We start from the raw sequence: 18509 nt of genomic DNA, 5'->3' as shown, positions 1-18509 counted from the left end.
ACGAGGGCGTCGCGCCGACAAGCCGCCTCGTGGAGAGGCCGCGCGGGTAGAAAAAAGTTGTGGAGGCGGGCGTCGGGGCCCAGGTGAGGGCGCCAGGGCAGCGCTCTGGCGCTAAAAAAGCCCATTGGCAGGCTCAAGTGGGTGCAAATTGTACCAATTTGTTGCAATTTCACTCCCTCGGGCGGTAGAGAGGGATACCCACAATGGCCGACAGATGCGTGCATATTGCCCTGCAAGCGCCATGCAACCCTATGACGAACCGTCCGCAGTGTTGTAAATAAGAATCGTTATATTTTAGATTATCCTCGTGGCGTACCTTGGCGCATCCGCACCCATGTTTTTATGCATGGTGCGCCCGCCTTCTCGCTTTTCCGCTTTCTCGCCTTCTTCAGGAGAGCCCTTTCATGACCACCCGTACCGAACGCGACACCTTTGGCCCCATTGACGTCCCGGCCGACAGGCTGTGGGGCGCGCAGACGCAGCGCTCGCTGCAGAACTTCGACATCTCGGGCGAGCAGCAGCCGCGCGAAATCATCAAGGCGCTGGCCCAGGTCAAACGTGCCTCCGCCGTGGTGAACCAGGCCCTGGGCCTGCAGGACGCGAAGAAGACCGAAGCCATCGTGGCGGCCGCCGATGAAGTCATCGCGGGCAAGCACCCGGGCGAATTCCCGCTGGTGGTGTGGCAGACCGGCTCGGGCACGCAGACCAACATGAATGTCAACGAGGTGCTGGCCAACCGCGCCAGCGAGATTTTGGGCGGCGAGCGCGGCGAAGGCCGCCGGGTGCACCCCAACGACGATGTGAACCGCAGCCAGTCGAGCAACGACGTGTTCCCCACCGCCATGCACGTGGCGGCCGTGGACGCGATCACGCACCGCCTGCTGCCCGCCATCGCCAAGCTGCGCGCCACGCTCGACAAGAAAGCCAAGGATTTCGACGGCATCGTCAAGATCGGCCGCACGCACCTGCAGGACGCCACGCCGCTCACGCTGGGCCAGGAGTTTTCGGGCTATGTGGCGCAGCTGGACCATGGCGAGCGCCACGTGCGTGCCGCGCTGCCCCATCTGTGCGAACTGGCGCTGGGCGGCACGGCCGTGGGCACGGGCCTGAACGCGCCCAAAGGCTATGCCGAGCAGGCCGCGGCCGAGCTGGCGCGCCTCACCGGTCTGCCCTTCGTGACCGCACCCAACAAGTTCGAGGCCCTGGCCAGCTGTGATGCGCTGGTGCATGCGCACGGCGCGCTCAAGACCCTGGCCGCCAGCATGATGAAGATCGCCAACGACGTGCGCTGGCTGGCCAGCGGCCCGCGCAGCGGCATCGGCGAGCTGAGCATTCCCGAGAACGAGCCCGGCTCGTCCATCATGCCCGGCAAGGTCAATCCCACGCAGAGCGAGGCCGTGACCATGCTGGCTGCCCAGGTGTTCGGCAACGACGTGGCCATCAACTTCGGCGGTGCCAGCGGCAACTTCGAGCTGAACGTGTTCCGCCCCATGGTGGCGCACAACTTTTTGCAGAGCGTGCGCCTGCTGGCTGATGGCATGGTGAGCTTCAACGACCACTGCGCCGTGGGCATCGAGCCCAACCGCGAGCGCATCACCGAGCTGGTGGACCGCTCGCTGATGCTGGTGACCGCGCTCAACACGCACATCGGCTACGACAAGGCCGCGTTCATTGCCAAGAAGGCGCACCAGGAAGGCACCAGCCTGCGCGACGCCGCCGTGGCCTCGGGCCATGTCACCGGCGAGCAGTTTGACCAGTGGGTGGTGCCCGCGAACATGGTGGGGCGCTGAAGGGCGCATGGCGCCGCGTTCCGGCGCCTGGCAGCGTCTTCAGCGGGCTGAGGCCGGGCTACGCGGGACCGGCCGGTTCTGCGGCCGGCGAAGAAACGCCAACAGGCGCCGCTCCGCCGCGCTGAGCCCGCGCGGCGACGCGGCGCCGCCCAGCCTGTCCCAGATGTTCTGCATGCTGGGGCCCGCGTCGGACGCCAGGCGCGTGCCCAGTTCCAGCACGGCGGGGTGCACATACGATTTTTTGCACACGGCCGGGGTGTTGCCCAGCTGGCGGGCGACCTCGGCAAGGATGGCCTTGGCGCTGTAGCGCTGGCGGGCCTCGGCGCCCGTGTCGTTGCTGCCAGCCTGGGGCGCGCAGGCCAGCCGCGTCAGTTCCAGGGCCTGGGCAGTGCCGTGCCAGGTGCGGAAGTCCTTGGCCGTGAAATGCTCGCCCTCCGCGCCGGGGCTGTGCGTGATCTCGCGCAGGTAGTCGTTCACGTCGCTCGAACCGACCGTGCGCGGCGTGCCGTCTTCGTCCACATACTGGAACAGCTCCTGCCCCGGCAGCTGCTGGCAGCGGCGCACCACGCGGGCCACGCGCGGGTCGTCGAGTGCGGCTTCCTGCATCACGCCGCTCTTGCCGCGAAAGCGCAGCGTGACCTGATTGCCCTCCAGGCGCGCATGGCGCGTGCGCAGCGTGGTCAGGCCATAGGATCGGTTGCTGGCCGCGTATTCCTCGTTGCCCACGCGCAGGTAGGTGGTGTCCAGCAGGCGCACCAGCGTGGCCAGCACCAGGGTGCGTGTGAGCGGCCGGCCCGGGCGGTGCGCGGCCAGATCGCGCGCCACGCGGCGGCGGATGCGTGGCAGCGCGCGGCCAAAGGCCTGCATGTGTTCGAACTTGCCGGCGTCGCGTTGCTGGCGCCATTCGGGGTGGTAGCGGTACTGGCGGCGCCCCCGCGCATCCAGTCCCGTGGCCTGCAGGTGGCCGTGGGGCAAGGGGCAGATCCATACGTCGGTGTAGGCGGGCGGAATGGCCAGCCGCCGGATCCGCATGATCTCGTCGGAATCCTGGAGCCATTGCCCGTCGGGCAGTCGATAGCGAAACGCCTTGGCGCCGCTGCGCACGCGCGTGAGGCCGGGCAGCGTGGGGCTGACATACACCAGGCCCCCGGGCAACGGACGTGGGCGCACCGGCGTGGCGGCGAGGGCGGCGGTTGCGGTGTTGGGGGCAGGGCGGGTGGCTGCGGGTGTGGACGTGGACGTGGACGTGGACGCGGGCATCGGGAAATGGCGGGAGGGGCGGGAGGGGTGGGAGGGACGTGGGGACAACGAATGCGCGGTCTGCGCACCGCCGGACCGGCAAGGCCTCCCATCACACCGCTGCGCGCAGGGCTGCGGTGTAGGCGGCCTGCGTGTGTGCGGGTGGGGCGCATCCCAAGGCGCTGGCACCGGCAGTGCGGTGCGTCCACTGGCCATGGGGGGATTGAATATGAATAAAAAACGCCTTCAGCGCTTTATCCATAAAAGTTTTTGGCTATACAAAATATAGCTAAAGGCGGGCGGCAAACTTCCGGGTCCAGGGCCTCAGCCCGCCGCCGCAGGCGCCTCCAGCGCAAAGCCCACGCCGTACACCGACCGGATCCAGTCTGTGCCGTCGCCGCTGGCGGCCTTGAGCTTCTTGCGCAGGTTCTTCACGTGGCTGTCCACGGCGCGTTCGTTCACGTCCAGCGTGTCGTCGTAGGCCTGGTCCAGCAGCTGCGCGCGCGAGAAGATGCGCCCCGGCTGCCGGGCCAGCACCTGCAGCAGCCGGAACTCGCGGGGCGTGAGCCCCAGCGGCTGGCCGCCCAGCGTGGCTTGCCACTGCGCGGTGTGCAGCTGCAGGCCAGCGGCAATGGGGGCCTCAGGCAGGGTCGGGGCCGTGCGCCGCAGCACGGCCTTCACCCGCGCCACCACCTCGCGCGGAGAAAAGGGTTTGCAGATGTAGTCGTCTGCGCCCAGCTCCAGGCCGATGAGGCGGTCCACCTCCTCGACGCGGGCGGTGAGCATGATGATGGGGTTGGCGGTGTGGCGCCGCGCCTCGCGCAGGATGGCCAGGCCGTCCATGCCCGGCAGCATGATGTCCAGCAGGGTGAGGTCCGGCGGAGCGGCCACGAGGCTGGCCAGCGCCGCGCGCCCGTCGGCGTGGTGTTCGACGGTGTAGCTGGCGTGGCGCAGGTAGTCGACCACGATGGCGGCGATGTCAGGCTCGTCTTCGACGACCAGGATGCGGGGGCTCATGGGTGGGGGTTGTCCAGCAGGGGCAGCTCCAGCGTGATGCGCAGCCCGCCCAGCGGTGATTCGGAAGCGGCCAGCGTGCCGCCGTGCGCCTGCACGATGGCGCGGCAGATGGCTAGGCCCAGGCCCGCGCCGCCGTGGTCGCGGTTGCGCGAGGTCTCGGCGCGGTACAGGCGCTCGAAGATGCGGGGCAGCTCGTGCGCGGGCACGCCGGGTGCGCTGTCGTCCAGCTGCAGCTGCAGGCGCGGCGCACCCTGCGGCCCGGCCACTGCACTGGCGCCGACGTGCAGCTGCCCGCCGCGGTCGGTGTAGCGCAGGCTGTTCTCCAGCAGGTTCATGAACACCTGGTGCAGCTGCTGCGCATCGCCCAGCACCAGGGGTGGGGGCGTCTGCGCGGCCAGGTCCTGCAGGCCGGATGCGTCCACACCGATGCCGGCCTGCGTCAGGCGCGCCTGCATCGACGCCAGCGCCTCCTGCAGCAGCGGCAGCGGGTGCACCGGCACCTGGGCGGACGGCGCGCTGCTGGCCCCGGCGTCCAGGCTGGCGCGCAGGTCGCCCACCAGTTGGATGAGGCGCATCACCTGCCGGTGCATGCGCAGCGCGGTCTTGTCGTCGAAGGGGCGCACGCCGTCCTGCACCGCCTCGATCTCGGCGCGCATGGCGGCCAGCGGCGTGCGCAGCTCGTGGGCCACGTCGCCCAGCCACTGGCGGCGGCTGGCTTCGATGCTGGAGAGCTGCTCGGCCATGGTGTTGAAGGTGCGCGCCAGCTGGGCCAGCTCGTCGCGGCCCTGTACCGGCACGCGGGTATGCAGTTGCCCCTGTGCCACCGCCCGCGCACCCTGCGCCAGCGCCTGCACCGGCCCCAGCCAGCGGCGCGCCAGCCAGCCCGACAGCAGCAACGCCAGCGCCAGCCCGGCCAGCCCCGTCCAGGCCACAAAGCCCAGGTGCTGCGCGAGGAAGGCCTGGGTGGCCTCGCTGCGCACGCCCTGGGGCGGCGCCAGCACCAGCTGGCCGATGGGCTGGCCGCCTTCGCCGCGGAGCGCCAGGCGCGCGCCACCGGGCTGCGGCGCGGCGCCCACCACCAGACGGTCCTGTGCGTCGAGCAGGCCCAGGCGGGGGTAGATGTCGTTGGGGTGGCGCAGGGGCGGCCCGCCGCTGCCCTGGCCCGGGTGGTTCAGATCGTCGGGCGGTGGCGGTGGATGCCCCGATTCCGACTGGCCCGGGGGCGGGCCGGGGCGCGGCTCGCGCGCACTGCCAGGGTCGCCGGGGGGCGGTGGACCGGGCCGGCGCGCGCCGCCGCCCGGGTGGCTCAAGCGGCCCCACAGGCTGGGCTGGCTGCGCAGGCTGTCCCACCCGCCCGCCTGCGTGTGATGGGCCTGCAGGCGCTCGGCCAGCCAGTCCATGCGGGCCAACTCGATCTCGGCCACATACGGCCCCAGCCCGCGCTGAAGGCCCAGGCGCGAGAAGCCCGCAAAGATCAGCAGCAGGGCCACCAGCAAGGCGGCCAGCGCGATGAAGGCTTTGCGGTGCAGGGTCAGGTGGGGCATGGGGCTGTGATGGCGGCCAGCGTTCAGCGGGAAGGGGGCGGGCCGCCCGGTCCGCCAGGGCCACCGGGCCCGCCGGCGGGCATGGCCACCAGGGTGCCGTTCATTGTGCGGCATGTGCCGGCGAGCGTTTTGCCGTCCGGCAGGGTCAGCGTGACGGACGCGCCTTCGGCCTGGCCCTGGCAGGCGGCGTAGGCCTCGGGCGGCGGGGCGGGCGGTGTGCCGCCGCGCTGCGGCTGGGCCGATGCGGTGAACGCGGTGGTGCCCAGGGCCAGCAGGATCATCAGGGGGGCGAGCGAGGTGTGAATGGGGGACATGGGCGGGGCCTGGTGAAACGGTGGGCGGTGAATCAGGCGGCGATGGAAATCGTGATGCTGGCGGCGTAGCCACCGCCCGTGGTGGCCTGCATGCTGGTCATCTCCAGCTCGGTGCCGTCGCTGAACACGTTGTCGGTGGCGAAGCTGATGTTGGCCAGGTTGCGCACGCTGGCGCTGTAGCCCGCGTTGCTGTTGTAGATGCTGCTGAGCAGCGCGGTGGGGAACGCGAGCTGCGTGGTGCGCACCTTGTTGCGCGCGTTGTTGGCCGAGGCCAGCGTGGAATAGATCTCGAGGTGCATGTGCGGCATGCGGCCCGCGTAGCAGCCCGGCACGATGGTGGTGAAGCTGACGGTGCCATTGGCGTCGGTGGCCTGCACGCCGCGCAGGTAGTTGTCGGCAATGTTGTTGGACGAGTACACCGAATAGTTGCCGTCCTGCGTGCAATGCCACAGGTAGATGGCATAGCCCGACAGCGGCGCGCAGCTGGCCCGCGTGTTGGTCAGCGTGATGGTGATGGTGAGCGGCACGCCGCTGGCCGGGGTGGCCGAGCCGATGGAGCTGCGGATGTCCGAGCGCACGATGCCGCTGAGTGCGAGCACGTTGTAGGTGGCGTTGCTGGCGGTGGAGCCATCGGCCGGGTAGGGGCCGGCGGTTTCCTCGGGGACGACGGAGCAGGTGGTGGTGGTTCCCGTGCCGGTCCCTGTCCCAGTACCTGTGCCGGTGCCTGTTCCCGTCCCGGTGCCGGTCGTGTCCGTCGCGGCGGCCGCTGCGTCATCGCTCCCTCCGCCGCAGCCCAGCAAGGTCGCCATGCCCAGCGAACCCAGCGCGCCCAGTGCAAGGCGGCGGCTGGCGGCGGGCACCGCCGCGCGGGTTGCTGCTGCGCTGCGCAGCGCCGTGGTGGGCATGCCCTGCGGGGACAGAGCCGGGTCGAGGGCGGCACCTGGCGTGGCAAAAGTGGCGTTGGAACGGGCGATAGGCGCGGGAAGGCGGGCCATGGGGGAACTCCTGCAAGTGGGGATGGCCTGCACTGTGCCCATCGATTGAGGAGAAATCTGGGAGGCCGGTCTGCCCGGTCAGGACCGTCGCGAAAACGCTTGCTTCAGCGCTGCACCACCAAGCGATTCGCGCTATGTTTTTGAAAGCATGAAGCGCCAATGCGGCAGGGTCTGCGCCCACCACAGCCGCAGGCGCATGGCCCATTCGGGGGTGTAGCCCGAGGTGGAAAACCGCACCTGGCCGTGGGCGTCGATCACCACCAGCGCGGGCACGGCGCGCACGCCCCAGCTGCGCGACAGGGTGCCGTGCGGGTCCACCGCCGTGGGCCAGGGCATGCCGCGCTGGCGTTGCACCTGGGCCACCCGCTCGGCGTTGCCGGACTGCATGGCCACGCCCAGCAGCGGCCAGTCGGCAGACAGGCTGGCGATGCTGGGCTCTTCGAGCTTGCACACCGTACACCATTCGGCCCAGAAGTGCACGGCCACGGCCTGGCCGGGGTGCTGGGCGCGCCATGTGGCCAGGGTGGTGGGGGTGGGGGTGGGGGTGGGGGCGCCAGCGCGGGCGGCCATCACCAGTGCCACGTCGGGCGCAGGGCCCTGGGGCAGGTCGCGCGTGCGCCAGGTGTCCACCGCCACGACGGCCATCCATGCGAGTGTGAGGGTGGCAAGGTGTTGTTTCCAGCCCCTGCGCAAGTCTTGTGCTGCGCGGGTGATGCGGGCCTTCAGCATGAATGCGCTGCAGTGCCGAGGTGGATCAGCGCAGCACTTCCAGCAGCCGGTCGAGTCCACCCTGGTTGATGGCGACCTTGGCCTGCGCGCGCACGGCAGGCTTGGCATGGTAGGCCACCGACAGGCCTGCAGCTTCCATCATGGGCAGGTCGTTGGCGCCGTCGCCCACGGCAATCGCCTGCTGGGGGGAGATGCCCATGAGCGAAGCCACTTCGAGCAGCGTGCGGCGCTTTTCGGCGCCGTCGCAGATGTCGCCCCAGGGCTGGTCCACCATGCGGCCGGTGAGCAGGCCGTCTTCCACCTCCAGCATGTTGGATCGGGCGAAATCAATGCCCAGCCCGGCCTTCACGCGGTCGGCAAAAAAGGTGAAGCCGCCAGAGACCAGCAGCGTCGTCAGGCCTGCGGCCTTGGCGGCCGTGATCAGCGCCTGGGCGCCGGGGTTGAAGCGCAGGCGTTCGGTGAATACCTGCTCCATGTGCTGCACCGTCACGCCCTTGAGCAGGGCCACGCGCTGGCGCAGGCTCTCTTTGTAGTCGGTGATCACGCCCTGCATGGCCGCTTCGGTGATGGCGGCCACCTCGGCCTTGCGGCCTGCGGCATCGGCGATTTCGTCCACACACTCGATGTTGATGAGGGTGGAGTCCATGTCAAACGCGATGAGCTTGTAGGCCGACAGGGACAGCGGGGGCGTGATGCCCTGGACGACGAGGCCGGGGGCGAATTCGGTGGCGTGTTGCATGGAAGGACTGAAAGCGTGAAGGGACAAGACGGGGACGGGAGGGAAAGGTGCGATTGTCGATGAGCGCGGGCCCGCCCTGGCAGGCCTGCTGTCAGATCTGGCTGCAGATGGTTGCTACAAATTAAATAGCTGCAAAGTCTTTTGCAATAAGCGCTGAGGGGCAAAATCGGTCAAAATTTTATGCCGCCAGTGGCTGCCCCAGGCTGCGCAGCACGTCGCGCACCATCTGCGCGCGGTCTTTCGGCTCCTTCAACTCGCGCTCGATGCGCAGCTTCTCGTTGCCCGCCAGCTTGATGTGCTTGTTCTTCTGGATCAGCTCGATGATGCGCATCGGGTCAATCGGCGGCTGGGGCTTGAAGGTGATGTTGATGACGCCCGGCGCCGCATCGACCTTCACCACGCCGTAAGGCTGGCTCAGCACGCGCAGGCGGTGCACGTCGATCAGCGTCTGCGCCTGGGGCGGCAGCTTGCCGAAGCGGTCCACGATCTCTTCGAGCAGGCCGTCGATCTGGTCGGGGTTCTTGGCCGTGGCCAGCTTCTTGTAGAACGACAGGCGCAGGTGCACGTCGCCGCAGTAGTCGTCGGGCAGCAGGGCGGGGGCGTGCAGGTTGATGTCGGTGGTGACGGACAGGGGCGAGAGCAGGTCGGGCTCCTTGCCGGCCTTGAGCGCCTTGACGGCCTCGCTGAGCATCTCGTTGTAGAGCTGAAAGCCGACTTCGAGCATGTTGCCGCTCTGGTTTTCGCCCAGCACCTCGCCCGCGCCGCGGATCTCCAGGTCGTGCATGGCCAGGTAGAAGCCGCTGCCCAGTTCCTCCATCTGCTGGATGGCATCGAGGCGCTGCGCGGCCTGCTTGGTCAGGCCCTCGGTGTCGGGCACCATGAGGTAGGCATACGCCTGGTGGTGGCTGCGGCCCACGCGCCCGCGCAGCTGGTGCAGCTGCGCCAGGCCGAACTTGTCGGCGCGGCTCATGATGATGGTGTTGGCCGTGGGCACGTCGATGCCGGTCTCGATGATGGTCGAGCACAAGAGGATGTTGAAGCGCTGGGCCACGAAGTCGCGCATCACGCGCTCCAGCTCGCGCTCGGGCATCTGGCCGTGGGCCACGGCGATGCGGGCCTCGGGCAGGATCTCTTCGAGCTTCTGGCGGCGGTTCTCGATGGTCTCCACCTCGTTGTGCAGGAAGTAGACCTGCCCGCCGCGCTTCAGTTCGCGCAGCACGGCTTCGCGGATCACGCCCGTGCCCTCGTTGCGCACAAACGTCTTGATCGCCAGGCGCCGCTGCGGCGCGGTGGCGATGACCGACAGGTCGCGCAGCCCCTCCAGCGCCATGCCCAGCGTGCGCGGGATGGGCGTGGCCGTGAGGGTGAGCACGTCCACCTCGGCGCGCAGGGCCTTCATCTGCTCCTTGTGGCGCACGCCGAAGCGGTGCTCCTCGTCGATGATGAGCAGGCCCAGGTTGTGGAACTTGGTGGATTCGGAAAGCAGCTTGTGCGTGCCCACCACGATGTCCACCGTGCCGTCGCCGATGCCCTTGATGGCCGCGGTGATCTCCTTGCCCGAGCGAAAGCGCGAGACCTCGGCCACCTTCACGGGCCACTTGCTGAAGCGGTCCACCAGCGTCTGGTAGTGCTGCTCGGCCAGCAGCGTGGTGGGCGCGAGGAAGGCCACCTGCTTGCCCCCGGTGACGGCCACGAAGGCCGCGCGCAGGGCGACCTCGGTCTTGCCGAAGCCCACGTCGCCGCAGACCAGGCGGTCCATGGGGCGGGGGCTGATCATGTCCTGGATCACCGCGTGGATGGCGGCGTTCTGGTCGGCCGTTTCTTCAAAGCCGAAGTCGTTGGCAAAGGTCTCGTAGTCCTGCGGGCTGTAGCGGAAGGCATGGCCCTCGCGCGCGGCGCGGCGGGCGTAGATGTTGAGCAGCTCGGCCGCGCTGTCGCGCACCTGCTCGGCGGCCTTGCGCTTGGCCTTTTCCCACTGGCCGCTACCGAGCTTGTGCAGCGGCGCCTCATCGGCGCTCACGCCGGTGTAGCGGCTGATGAGCTGCAGCTGGCTCACGGGCACATACAGCACAGCCTTGTCGGCGTATTCGAGGTGCAAGAACTCCTGCATGGCGGGCGTGCCGTCGGGGTTCTTGTTGCCCACGTCCATGTTGACCAGGCCGCGGTAGCGGCCGATGCCATGCGCGCTGTGCACCACCGGGTCGCCTACGTTGAGCTCGGCCAGGTCCTTGATCAGCGCTTCGACGTCGCTCACCTGCTCCTGCTTCTTGCGCCGACGCGTGGTGGGGCCGGCGGCAAAAAGCTCGGTCTCGGTGACGAAGTCGATGCTGTCCTCGACCCAGCTGAAGCCCACGGTGAGGCCGGCGGTGGCAATGCCCACCTTTTCGCCCTCTGTGCCCTGGAACTCGGCCAGCGAGTCGAAGGCGGGCGGGTTCACGCCGCTGGCGCGCAGAAAGTCGAGCAGGCTCTCGCGCCGGCCAGCACTTTCGGCCAGCAGCAGCACGCGGTGCTGGGTGTTGCGGATGTGGGCGTGCAGCCGGGCCAGCGGGTCTTCGGCGCCGCGCACCACGGACAGGTCGCCCAGCTTGTGGAAGTGTGAGTTGTCATCCACGTCCTCCACACCGGGGCGGATGGACAGCTGGGCATGCTCCTTGGCGCGGGTGTAGAACTGGTCGACCGAGAGGAACAGCGACTCGGGCGGCAGCACCGGGCGTTCGGGGTCGCCCTGCACCAGGCGGTAGCGGTCGCTCGTGTCCTGCCAGAAGCGCTGAAAGGCCGGTTCCAGGTCGCCGTGCAGCACCACCGTGGCCTCGTTGCCAAGATAGTCGAACACCGTGGCCGTGTCGTCGAAGAACAGCGGCAGGTAGTACTCGATGCCGGCTGTGGCCACGCCGGCGCCCATGTCCTTGTAGATGCGGCTCTTGGTGGGGTCGCCCTCCAGCATCTCGCGCCAGCGGCTCCTGAATTTGGCGCGCGCCTCGTCGTCCATCGGGAACTCGCGGCCGGGCAAGAGGCGCACCTCGGGCACGGGGTACAGGCTGCGCTGGCTGTCGGGATCGAACGTGCGGATGCTGTCGATCTCGTCATCGAACAGGTCCACGCGGTAGGGCACCAGCGAGCCCATCGGAAACAGGTCGATCAGCCCGCCGCGCACCGCGTATTCGCCCGGGCTCACCACCTGGGATACATGGCTGTAGCCGGCCAGCGTGAGCTGGGCCTTGAATTTGGCCTCGTCGAGCTTTTGCTTGACCTTGAAGTGGAAGGTATAGCCGGCCAGGAAGGACGGCGGGGCGAGGCGGTACAGCGCCGTGGTGGCGGGCACCAGCACCACGTCGGCGCCGGTGTCCTTGTCCTTCTGGCTGATGCGCCAGAGGGTGGCCAGGCGTTCGCTGATCAGGTCCTGGTGCGGGCTGAAGGTGTCGTACGGCAGCGTCTCCCAGTCGGGGAACAGCGCGCAGCGCAGGTGGGGCGCAAAGAACGCCATCTCGTCGATGAGGCGCTGCGCATCGGTGGCGTCGGCCGTGACGATGGCGGTGGTGCGGCCTGCCGCCTTGTCGCGTTCGGCCAGGCGGGCCAGCAGCAGCGAATCGGCGCTGCCCACGGGGCGGGGCAGGGCAAAGCGTTTTCCGGGGGAGAGTTTGGGCAGTTCCATGCGGACGGGGGAGGGCGTCGGTGGGCTTGCCGCATCCCCCGGGACGCAGAACGCGCGCGGGCTGGATGGGCGGGCAACCGGGGATTTTAGAATGACCGTCCCATGACCGCACCGTTGCTGCACCCCCCGCTCGCCCCGTTCTCCGCCCACGGGCGCTTCTGGGCGCTGCTGCCCTGTGCGGGCCTGGGCTTGCGGGCGGTGGCGGGCACCCCGGGCACCCCGGGCGCTGCTGCGCCAACAGCGATTCCAGCGATTTCAGTAGCTGCTGCGGTTGCTCCGGCTTCACCGGCAGCGCATGGTGCGGCGCGGTCGACGGTTGCCGCCTTTTCGGCGGCGTCCGATGCCGCTCCCGTGTCTTCAGCACCTGGCGCGGCCGTGCCGGCGCAGCTGCCCAAGCAGTACCACCTGGTCGCAGGCCAGCCCATGGTGCTGCACACGCTGGCAGCGTTTGCGGGCGTGACGCGCCTGCTGGGCACGCTGGTGGCCGTGGCCCCCGGTGACCGCTTTCTGGATGCGTACCCGCATGCGAGCTACTTCGCGGTGGAGTGCGGCGGCCCCACCCGCGCGGACACGGTGCTGGGCGGGCTGCGTGCGCTGCTGGCGCGTGGTGCGCGCAACGACGACTGGGTGCTGGTGCACGATGCGGCGCGCTGCCTGGTCACCTCGGGCCAGATCGATGCGTTGATCGACCAGTGCGCGGGCGACAGCGTGGGCGGCCTGCTCGCCCACAAGCTGGCCGACACGCTCAAGACCTCCATCGACGGGCCGGGGGGCGTGCGCGTGTCCGCCACGGTGGACCGCAGCGACAAGTGGCTGGCGCAGACGCCGCAGATGTTCCGCATCGGCCCGCTGATCGAGGCGATTGACAAGGTGGGCTCGGGCGTGACGGACGAGGCGAGCGCCATGGAGGCCATGGGCCTGCATCCGCGCCTGGTGCCGGGTGGGGCGCAGAATTTCAAGGTCACCTACCCGGACGACTTTGCGCTGGCGGCTGCGGTGCTGGCCCAGCGCGGGCATGGCACCACACTCGAACGCTTCGGTGGCGACCGGGGCCAGGCCTCCGGCGCGGCAGGGCGCAAGACCATTTTCTGACGCGCCCGGCGCGGGCGCATCACCCAAGGGAACACATGAATTTCAGAATCGGCGAAGGGTGGGACGTGCATGCCCTCGTGCCAGGGCGGCCCCTGGTGATCGGCGGGGTCCGCATTCCCCACACCATGGGCCTGCTCGGCCACTCGGACGCCGATGTGTTGCTGCATGCGATCACCGACGCGATCCTGGGTGCGGCTGCACTGGGTGACATCGGCCGGCACTTTCCGGACACGGACGCGCAGTTCCGCGGGGCGGATTCGGCCGTGCTGCTGGCGGAAGCAGCCCGGCGCGTGCGCGCCGCCGGATTCGCCATCGGCAATGTGGACAGCACGGTGGTGGCGCAGGCGCCGCGGCTGGCCGCACACATCCCGGCCATGCGCGAGTGCATCGCGCGGGCCCTGCAGGTGGCGCCCGACCAGGTCAATGTGAAGGCCAAGACGGCCGAGCGCCTGGGCCCGGTGGGGCAGGGGCTGGCGATGGAGGCGCGGGCGGCCGCGCTGATCTACAAGGCCTGAGCTTCGGCAGCCCAGGCGGCCACATAGCCGGGCGTGGGCGCCGTGTTCAGCGGGTCTGCCACGGGCGCGCCGCGCACCTGCACCAGCGGCAGCACGCCGGCCCACACCGGGTGCTGCATGTCCTCGGCGTCGTCCACCGGCGGGCCGCTGCGCACCTTGCACGCGGCCTCGTCGAGGGCAATGCGCATCACCGTGGTGGCCGCGAATTCTTTGTCGTTGCCTGCGCGAATTTCGGCCTGGCGGCCCACGGCAAGGTGGTTCATCAGTGCCGCGAGTGCCGCATGCTTGTCGGCCACGGGCTCGAAGCGGCCATACACCATGGCCGAGCGGTAGTTCATCGAATGGTTGAAGGCCGAGCGCGCCAGCACCAGTCCGTCGAGGTGGGTGATGGTCACGCAGGCCTGTATGCCCTTGCCCAGCCACTTGACCAGGCGCCCGCCGTTGGAGCCATGGATGTACAGGTGCTCGCCCTCGCGCCAGCAGGCGGTGGGAATGCAGTGCGTGCCCTTGTCGTCGGCAAAGGCCACATGGCACAGGTAGGCGGCGTCGATGATGGCATGCAGCGTGGCGCGGTCGTAGCGGGCGTTCTCGGCCACGCGGCGGATGCGGGTGCGGTCGGTGGCGGGCAGGGCGGTGGCAGGGGTGTCGTTCACGGGTCGTGGTTCCGGCGGGGGTGTTGCTGAGGCAGCGGAATGTAGGACCTGCGTGGTGCCAGAATAAGACCCACAACATGAGTATTTTTTAGGGCCACAGCTACTGCGATGGAGTTTCAGCTGATGTTCAGCGCGTTTCGGGCGCAACCTGCGCATGCCCGGTGGCCCCAGCAGCGCCAGCTGCACGAATGCCTGCGCCAGGGCATCAGCAGCGGCACGCTGGCCAGCGGCGCGCGCCTGCCCGCCAGCCGCGCGCTGGCGGCCGAGCTGGGCGTGGCGCGCAACAGCGTGCTCTATGCCTACGAGCAGCTAGCGAGCGAGGGCTTCATCGTGGCCAGCCGGCGCGGCAGCGTGGTGGCACCGCTGGCCGGGCGGTTGGCAGCGGTTGCCGAGCCTCAGAAGCATTCGGCTGTGCCGCGCGCGAGCCTGTCGCGGCGCGCGCAGAACATGCCACTGCTGCCCGGATCAGAGACGGCGGCTGCATTCGCGCCCGGTGTACCCGCGCTGGGCGAGTTTCCGGTGCTGCGCTGGCGGCGCACGCTGGACAAGGCCTGGGCCGCGCTCAGGCCCGCCGACCTCAACTATGCCGACCCGGCGGGCGAGCCCGCGTTGCGCGAAGCCATTGCCGGGCACCTGCGCGTGGCGCGCGGTGCGCGGGTCGAGGCCGCGCAGGTCTTCATCACCGATGGCACGCAAAGCAGCCTGGACCTGGCCGCCCGCGCGTTTGCCGATGCCGGCGACACGGTGTGGATGGAAAACCCGGGCTACCAGGGCGCCGTGGCGGCCTTCCGCGCGGCGCAGCTCAAGACCGTGGGCATCGTGGTCGATGCCGAGGGCATGGCCCCCGCCGCCAGCGACTGGCTGCGCCAGCGCCCGCGGCTCATCTACACCACACCCTCGCACCAGTATCCGGTGGGCAGCGTGCTGAGTCTGGCCCGGCGCCTGGCGCTGATCGACGGCGCGCGCCAGGCCGGCGCGCTGGTGATCGAGGACGACTACGACAGCGAATTCCGCCACGACGGCCCGCCCATGGCCTGCATGCAGGGCCTGGCGCCCGATGCGCCCGTGGTCTACCTGGGCACCTTCAGCAAGACGTTTTTTCCGGGCCTGCGCATCGGCTTCATGGTGGTGCCCTCGGCCCTGGTGCCCGCGCTGGCCCTGCTGCTGGACCGCGCCGCGCCGCGCGGGCGCACGGCCGAGCAGCGCGCGCTGGCCGAGTTCATCGTGAGCGGCCAGTTCGCCCTGCACCTGCGGCGCATGCGCCGCCTCTACCGCCAGCGCCGCGACGCGCTGGTGGCGGCACTGGCGCAGCATCTGGGCGGTGTGGCCAGCGTGCACGGCGGCACCGCCGGCATGCACCTGGCCCTGCGCCTGCACGACGGCGGGGTCGACGATGTGGCGCTGAGCGCGCGCCTCATGGCGCAGCACGGCATCATGGCCCCGGCCCTGAGCCGCCACGCCGTGGGTCTGCGCGCCCAGCCCTGGCGCGGCTTTCTGCTGGGCTATGCGCAGGTGCCGGTGGAGGCGATGGAGCCGCTGGTCAAAAAACTCGCGGACGTGGTGCGGCTTGGCGCCTGAGCGCTCAGGCGCTGTCGCGTTCGATGATCGAGAAGCCGATGTCCACCACGGGCTCGGCGACGGTCTTGCCATCGGCGCGATCCGCGATCAGGCGCGCCGCTGTCTGGCCCATGCGCGTGCCATCGATGCGCACGGTGGAGAGGCTGGGACTGACCGTGCGGGCAAAGTCGAGGTCGCCAAAACCCATCACGGCCAACTGCTCTGGCACGGCGATGCCGAGCACCCGGGCCTCGGTGAGCACGCCCAGGGCCAGCATGTCGGAGCTGCAGAACACCGCGTCCATGTCGGACACTTCGGCCAGCAGCGCGCGCAGGCCATCGCGCCCATCGGCGTGGGTGGTGGGCGACTTGCCCAGCCGCACGGTGGGGGCGCGCAGGCCCAGCCGCTGCGCCGCTGCGGCAAAGCCCTGCGCGCGGCGCGCCGCACGTTCGTCGCCGCCGCTCAGCAGCGCAAGCCGGCGCCGGCCCCGGGCATGCAGGTGCTCGCACACGGCAGCGCCCAGCGCCTCATGGCGCAGGCCCACGAGCATGTCGATGGGGGTGTCGGTGAAATCCCAGGTCTCCACCACGGGGATGCCCGAGGCGGTGAGCAGCCGCCGGCCTTCGGGGGAATGCATGATGCCGGTGAGCACGATGCCGTCGGGCCGGCGTCCCACGATGGCGCGCAGCAGCTCGTCCTCGCGCGAATGCGCATAGCCGACCTGGCCCACCATGACCTGAAAGCCGCGCAGTTCCAGCGCATCGGTGAGCGCCTGCACCATGCTGCCGAACAAGGGGCCCGTGAGGGTGGGCACGAGGGCGGTCACCACATGGCTGCGCGCCGAGCGCAGCCCGCCCGCCACCAGGTTGGGCACATAGCCCAGCGCCGCAACGGCCTCCTGCACGCGCGCCCGCGTGGCGTCGGAAACCTGCCTGGGCGTGTTGATCGCGCGCGACACCGTGATCATCGACACGCCCGCGCGTTCGGCCACCTCGCGCAGCGTGACGGCGGGGCGGTCGCGCGGGGCAGGGTGCTGCGGCGGCAGTTCGTCGAGGGGGGGCGGGGGCACGGTCCCTGTCATGTCGGACGGCCTAGGGCTTCGGCGCCTGCGCCGGATTGGGCACCGGATCGCGTTCGGCAGCGGCAACGGGCGCGGGGTCCGGCCCGGGCTCCGTTGCAGGGGGAGGGGGTGCCAGCGATTGCAGCATGGCCTGCGCCAGCGTCTCGTACAGCGGCCGGGCCAGCATGCGCGAGACCAGGCTGGCCAGCATGGCGGCTGCCATGAGGCTCAGCACCATCGCGTGCCCGTCGACCATTTCCATCACGATGATGAAGGCGGTGAGCGGTGCTTGCGTGACGGCGGCCAGAAACGCGGCCATGCCCATGGCGATCAGGGCAGGCCCGATGTCCGCGCCCATGAGCAGCGATACGTTGTGGCCCACCCCGGCGCCGATGGACAGCGAAGGTGCAAAGATGCCGCCCGGCACGCCCACCCATGCCGACAGCCAGGTGGTGATGAACTTGAGCGTGACGTAGAAGGCGGGCACGTCCGCCTCGCCAGCCAGCATGTGCTTGACGGCTTCGGATCCCGCACCGAAGGTTGCGCCCCCGGTGACCAGGCCGATGATGGCGACGACCAGCGCCCCGCCCGCCGCAAAACGGATGGGAAAGCGCGCGCGCAGGCGGCACATGCGCTCGCTCGTGCCGGTCAGCGAGGCCGCCAGCAACTTGGCAAACAAGCCGCCCAGCACGCCGCAGACCAGGGTCACGGCCAGGCCGGGCAGCAGCGCGTCCCAGTCGAGGTGGGGCACCTGGATGCGCCCGAAATAGCTGAGGTTGCCGAACGCGGAAACGCCCATCAGGCCTGCCAGCACGATGGCCGCGATGATCACGCCGCTGCTGCGCGATTCCATCTTGCGCGACAGCTCCTCGATGGCGAACACCACGCCGGCCAGCGGTGCGTTGAACGCAGCGGCAATGCCGGCCGCACCACCCGCCACCAGAAGCGCATGGGCGGTGATGCCCGAGCGCACGTCAAACCAGCGCCGCGCATGGTGCATGACGCCGGCCGCCACCTGCACCGAGGGCCCCTCGCGCCCGATGGAGAGGCCCGCCAGAAAGCCCGCGCTGGCCAGCACGATCTTGGCAAACGACAGCCACAGCGACACGAAGCGGCCGCGCTCTGCCGGCGGCAACCCGGGGCTGAGTGCGCTGATGACTTGGGGAATGCCGGACCCTGCCGCACCCGGCGCATAGCGACGCGTGGCCCAGACCACGGCGGCCGTGACGGCGGGCACCCAGAGCAATACGCCCCAGCCCCCCTGCCAGTGGTAGATGTGCATGAACAGTTCGAACGCCGCATCGGCCATGAGCGTGAAGGCCACCACACACAGGCCTGCCGCACAGGCGTAGGCCAGAACGATGCTGCGGTCCACCCATCGCCGTCCATCCTTGAGTTCTGCGCGGACGTTTTCCAGAAAGTCGGGCTCTTTGTTCATGCGGATGCGATGGGCTGCGGGAAGGGTCAGGGTGTGGACAGGCGCGGGGGGCATGCCGGGGGCATGCAAAAAGCCGACCAGCCAGGAGTCTGCGCGGTAGAAGGCATCGAAGCGAAACGCGCGAAAACCGAGGATCGCGGGGTACTACCGACAAGCCCAGGGTGGCGCCCTGGGC

The 18509-nt window shown here is 69.7% G+C and carries 15 protein-coding genes; 4 read left to right on the top strand and 11 right to left on the bottom strand.

The window, feature by feature from the left end; genetic code table 11:
- Nucleotides 1-404 precede the first annotated feature (404 nt).
- Entirely contained in the window at nucleotides 405-1790 is a 1386-nt protein-coding gene (gene fumC / locus ACOQFS_RS20670) for a class II fumarate hydratase (protein ID WP_421564694.1), read from the top strand.
- A gap of 39 nt (nucleotides 1791-1829) precedes the next feature.
- Here the strand turns inward: fumC and ACOQFS_RS20665 are convergent, their stop codons facing one another.
- From ACOQFS_RS20665 to mfd, 8 genes are all read right to left on the bottom strand, one after another.
- Nucleotides 1830-3050, bottom strand: coding sequence for a DNA topoisomerase IB (locus tag ACOQFS_RS20665; RefSeq protein WP_421564693.1), 1221 nt, complete (start codon nucleotides 3048-3050; stop codon nucleotides 1830-1832).
- Nucleotides 3051-3353: 303 nt separating this feature from the next.
- Nucleotides 3354-4046: a response regulator gene (locus tag ACOQFS_RS20660; RefSeq protein ID WP_421564692.1), complete on the bottom strand. Its 693-nt coding sequence runs from the start codon at nucleotides 4044-4046 to the stop codon at nucleotides 3354-3356.
- On the bottom strand, nucleotides 4043-5590 hold the full coding sequence (locus ACOQFS_RS20655; RefSeq protein WP_421564691.1) for an ATP-binding protein: 1548 nt from the start codon (nucleotides 5588-5590) through the stop codon (nucleotides 4043-4045). Before ACOQFS_RS20655 ends, ACOQFS_RS20660 begins: the two co-directional genes overlap by 4 nt.
- Nucleotides 5591-5613: 23 nt before the next feature.
- Nucleotides 5614-5904, bottom strand: coding sequence for a hypothetical protein (locus tag ACOQFS_RS20650; RefSeq protein ID WP_421564690.1), 291 nt, complete (start codon nucleotides 5902-5904; stop codon nucleotides 5614-5616).
- Between the two features lie 32 nt (nucleotides 5905-5936).
- Complete coding sequence (locus ACOQFS_RS20645) at nucleotides 5937-6899, bottom strand: intradiol ring-cleavage dioxygenase (protein WP_421564689.1); 963 nt, start codon at nucleotides 6897-6899, stop codon at nucleotides 5937-5939.
- A 132-nt stretch (nucleotides 6900-7031) separates the two neighbouring features.
- The gene (locus ACOQFS_RS20640) at nucleotides 7032-7628 is read right to left on the bottom strand and encodes a redoxin domain-containing protein (RefSeq protein WP_421564688.1); all 597 of its coding nucleotides are present in this window, start codon (nucleotides 7626-7628) and stop codon (nucleotides 7032-7034) included.
- A 25-nt stretch (nucleotides 7629-7653) separates the two neighbouring features.
- On the bottom strand, nucleotides 7654-8367 hold the full coding sequence (serB, locus tag ACOQFS_RS20635; protein WP_421564687.1) for a phosphoserine phosphatase SerB: 714 nt from the start codon (nucleotides 8365-8367) through the stop codon (nucleotides 7654-7656).
- Between the two features lie 178 nt (nucleotides 8368-8545).
- Nucleotides 8546-12019 (bottom strand): transcription-repair coupling factor, encoded by a 3474-nt coding sequence (gene mfd, locus ACOQFS_RS20630; RefSeq protein WP_421564686.1) that lies wholly within the window; start codon nucleotides 12017-12019, stop codon nucleotides 8546-8548.
- 102 nt (nucleotides 12020-12121) lie between these two features.
- On the opposite strand from mfd, the gene ACOQFS_RS20625 reads away from it, so the two are divergent.
- Nucleotides 12122-13111, top strand: coding sequence for an IspD/TarI family cytidylyltransferase (locus ACOQFS_RS20625; protein WP_421564685.1), 990 nt, complete (start codon nucleotides 12122-12124; stop codon nucleotides 13109-13111).
- 35 nt (nucleotides 13112-13146) lie between these two features.
- Complete coding sequence (gene ispF, locus ACOQFS_RS20620) at nucleotides 13147-13626, top strand: 2-C-methyl-D-erythritol 2,4-cyclodiphosphate synthase (RefSeq protein ID WP_421564684.1); 480 nt, start codon at nucleotides 13147-13149, stop codon at nucleotides 13624-13626.
- Here ispF and ACOQFS_RS20615 read toward each other — a convergent pair.
- Nucleotides 13614-14279, bottom strand: a complete 666-nt coding sequence (locus ACOQFS_RS20615) for a pyridoxamine 5'-phosphate oxidase family protein (RefSeq protein WP_421564683.1) — start codon at nucleotides 14277-14279, stop codon at nucleotides 13614-13616. The two genes, ispF and ACOQFS_RS20615, sit on opposite strands and share 13 nt — an antisense overlap.
- Before the next feature lie 108 nt (nucleotides 14280-14387).
- Here ACOQFS_RS20615 and ACOQFS_RS20610 point away from each other — a divergent pair, with 108 nt between their 5' ends.
- On the top strand, nucleotides 14388-15857 hold the full coding sequence (locus tag ACOQFS_RS20610; RefSeq protein ID WP_421564682.1) for a PLP-dependent aminotransferase family protein: 1470 nt from the start codon (nucleotides 14388-14390) through the stop codon (nucleotides 15855-15857).
- A gap of 4 nt (nucleotides 15858-15861) precedes the next feature.
- On the opposite strand, the gene ACOQFS_RS20605 is transcribed toward ACOQFS_RS20610, so the two are convergent.
- Both ACOQFS_RS20605 and ACOQFS_RS20600 read right to left on the bottom strand, forming a co-directional pair.
- Nucleotides 15862-16917, bottom strand: coding sequence for a LacI family DNA-binding transcriptional regulator (locus ACOQFS_RS20605; protein WP_421564681.1), 1056 nt, complete (start codon nucleotides 16915-16917; stop codon nucleotides 15862-15864).
- 10 nt (nucleotides 16918-16927) lie between these two features.
- Complete coding sequence (locus tag ACOQFS_RS20600; RefSeq protein ID WP_421564680.1) at nucleotides 16928-18334, bottom strand: chloride channel protein; 1407 nt, start codon at nucleotides 18332-18334, stop codon at nucleotides 16928-16930.
- Nucleotides 18335-18509: the final 175 nt, after the last annotated feature.

The sequence above is a fragment of the Paracidovorax sp. MALMAid1276 genome, assembly GCF_049198005.1.
GTDB lineage: Bacteria > Pseudomonadota > Gammaproteobacteria > Burkholderiales > Burkholderiaceae_C > Acidovorax.
This window is presented reverse-complemented; position numbering and strand designations above follow the sequence as displayed.

Bases quoted from the DNA above. Each gene is read 5' to 3' on its own strand.
- fumC (WP_421564694.1), top strand. From the start codon at position 405: ATGACCACCCGTACCGAACGCGACACCTTTGGCCCCATTGACGTCCCG.
- ACOQFS_RS20665 (WP_421564693.1), bottom strand. From the start codon at position 3,050: ATGCCCGCGTCCACGTCCACGTCCACGTCCACACCCGCAGCCACCCGC.
- ACOQFS_RS20660 (WP_421564692.1), bottom strand. From the start codon at position 4,046: ATGAGCCCCCGCATCCTGGTCGTCGAAGACGAGCCTGACATCGCCGCC.
- ACOQFS_RS20655 (WP_421564691.1), bottom strand. From the start codon at position 5,590: ATGCCCCACCTGACCCTGCACCGCAAAGCCTTCATCGCGCTGGCCGCC.
- ACOQFS_RS20650 (WP_421564690.1), bottom strand. From the start codon at position 5,904: ATGTCCCCCATTCACACCTCGCTCGCCCCCCTGATGATCCTGCTGGCC.
- ACOQFS_RS20645 (WP_421564689.1), bottom strand. From the start codon at position 6,899: ATGGCCCGCCTTCCCGCGCCTATCGCCCGTTCCAACGCCACTTTTGCC.
- ACOQFS_RS20640 (WP_421564688.1), bottom strand. From the start codon at position 7,628: ATGCTGAAGGCCCGCATCACCCGCGCAGCACAAGACTTGCGCAGGGGC.
- serB (WP_421564687.1), bottom strand. From the start codon at position 8,367: ATGCAACACGCCACCGAATTCGCCCCCGGCCTCGTCGTCCAGGGCATC.
- mfd (WP_421564686.1), bottom strand. From the start codon at position 12,019: ATGGAACTGCCCAAACTCTCCCCCGGAAAACGCTTTGCCCTGCCCCGC.
- ACOQFS_RS20625 (WP_421564685.1), top strand. From the start codon at position 12,122: ATGACCGCACCGTTGCTGCACCCCCCGCTCGCCCCGTTCTCCGCCCAC.
- ispF (WP_421564684.1), top strand. From the start codon at position 13,147: ATGAATTTCAGAATCGGCGAAGGGTGGGACGTGCATGCCCTCGTGCCA.
- ACOQFS_RS20610 (WP_421564682.1), top strand. From the start codon at position 14,388: ATGGAGTTTCAGCTGATGTTCAGCGCGTTTCGGGCGCAACCTGCGCAT.
- ACOQFS_RS20605 (WP_421564681.1), bottom strand. From the start codon at position 16,917: ATGACAGGGACCGTGCCCCCGCCCCCCCTCGACGAACTGCCGCCGCAG.
- ACOQFS_RS20600 (WP_421564680.1), bottom strand. From the start codon at position 18,334: ATGAACAAAGAGCCCGACTTTCTGGAAAACGTCCGCGCAGAACTCAAG.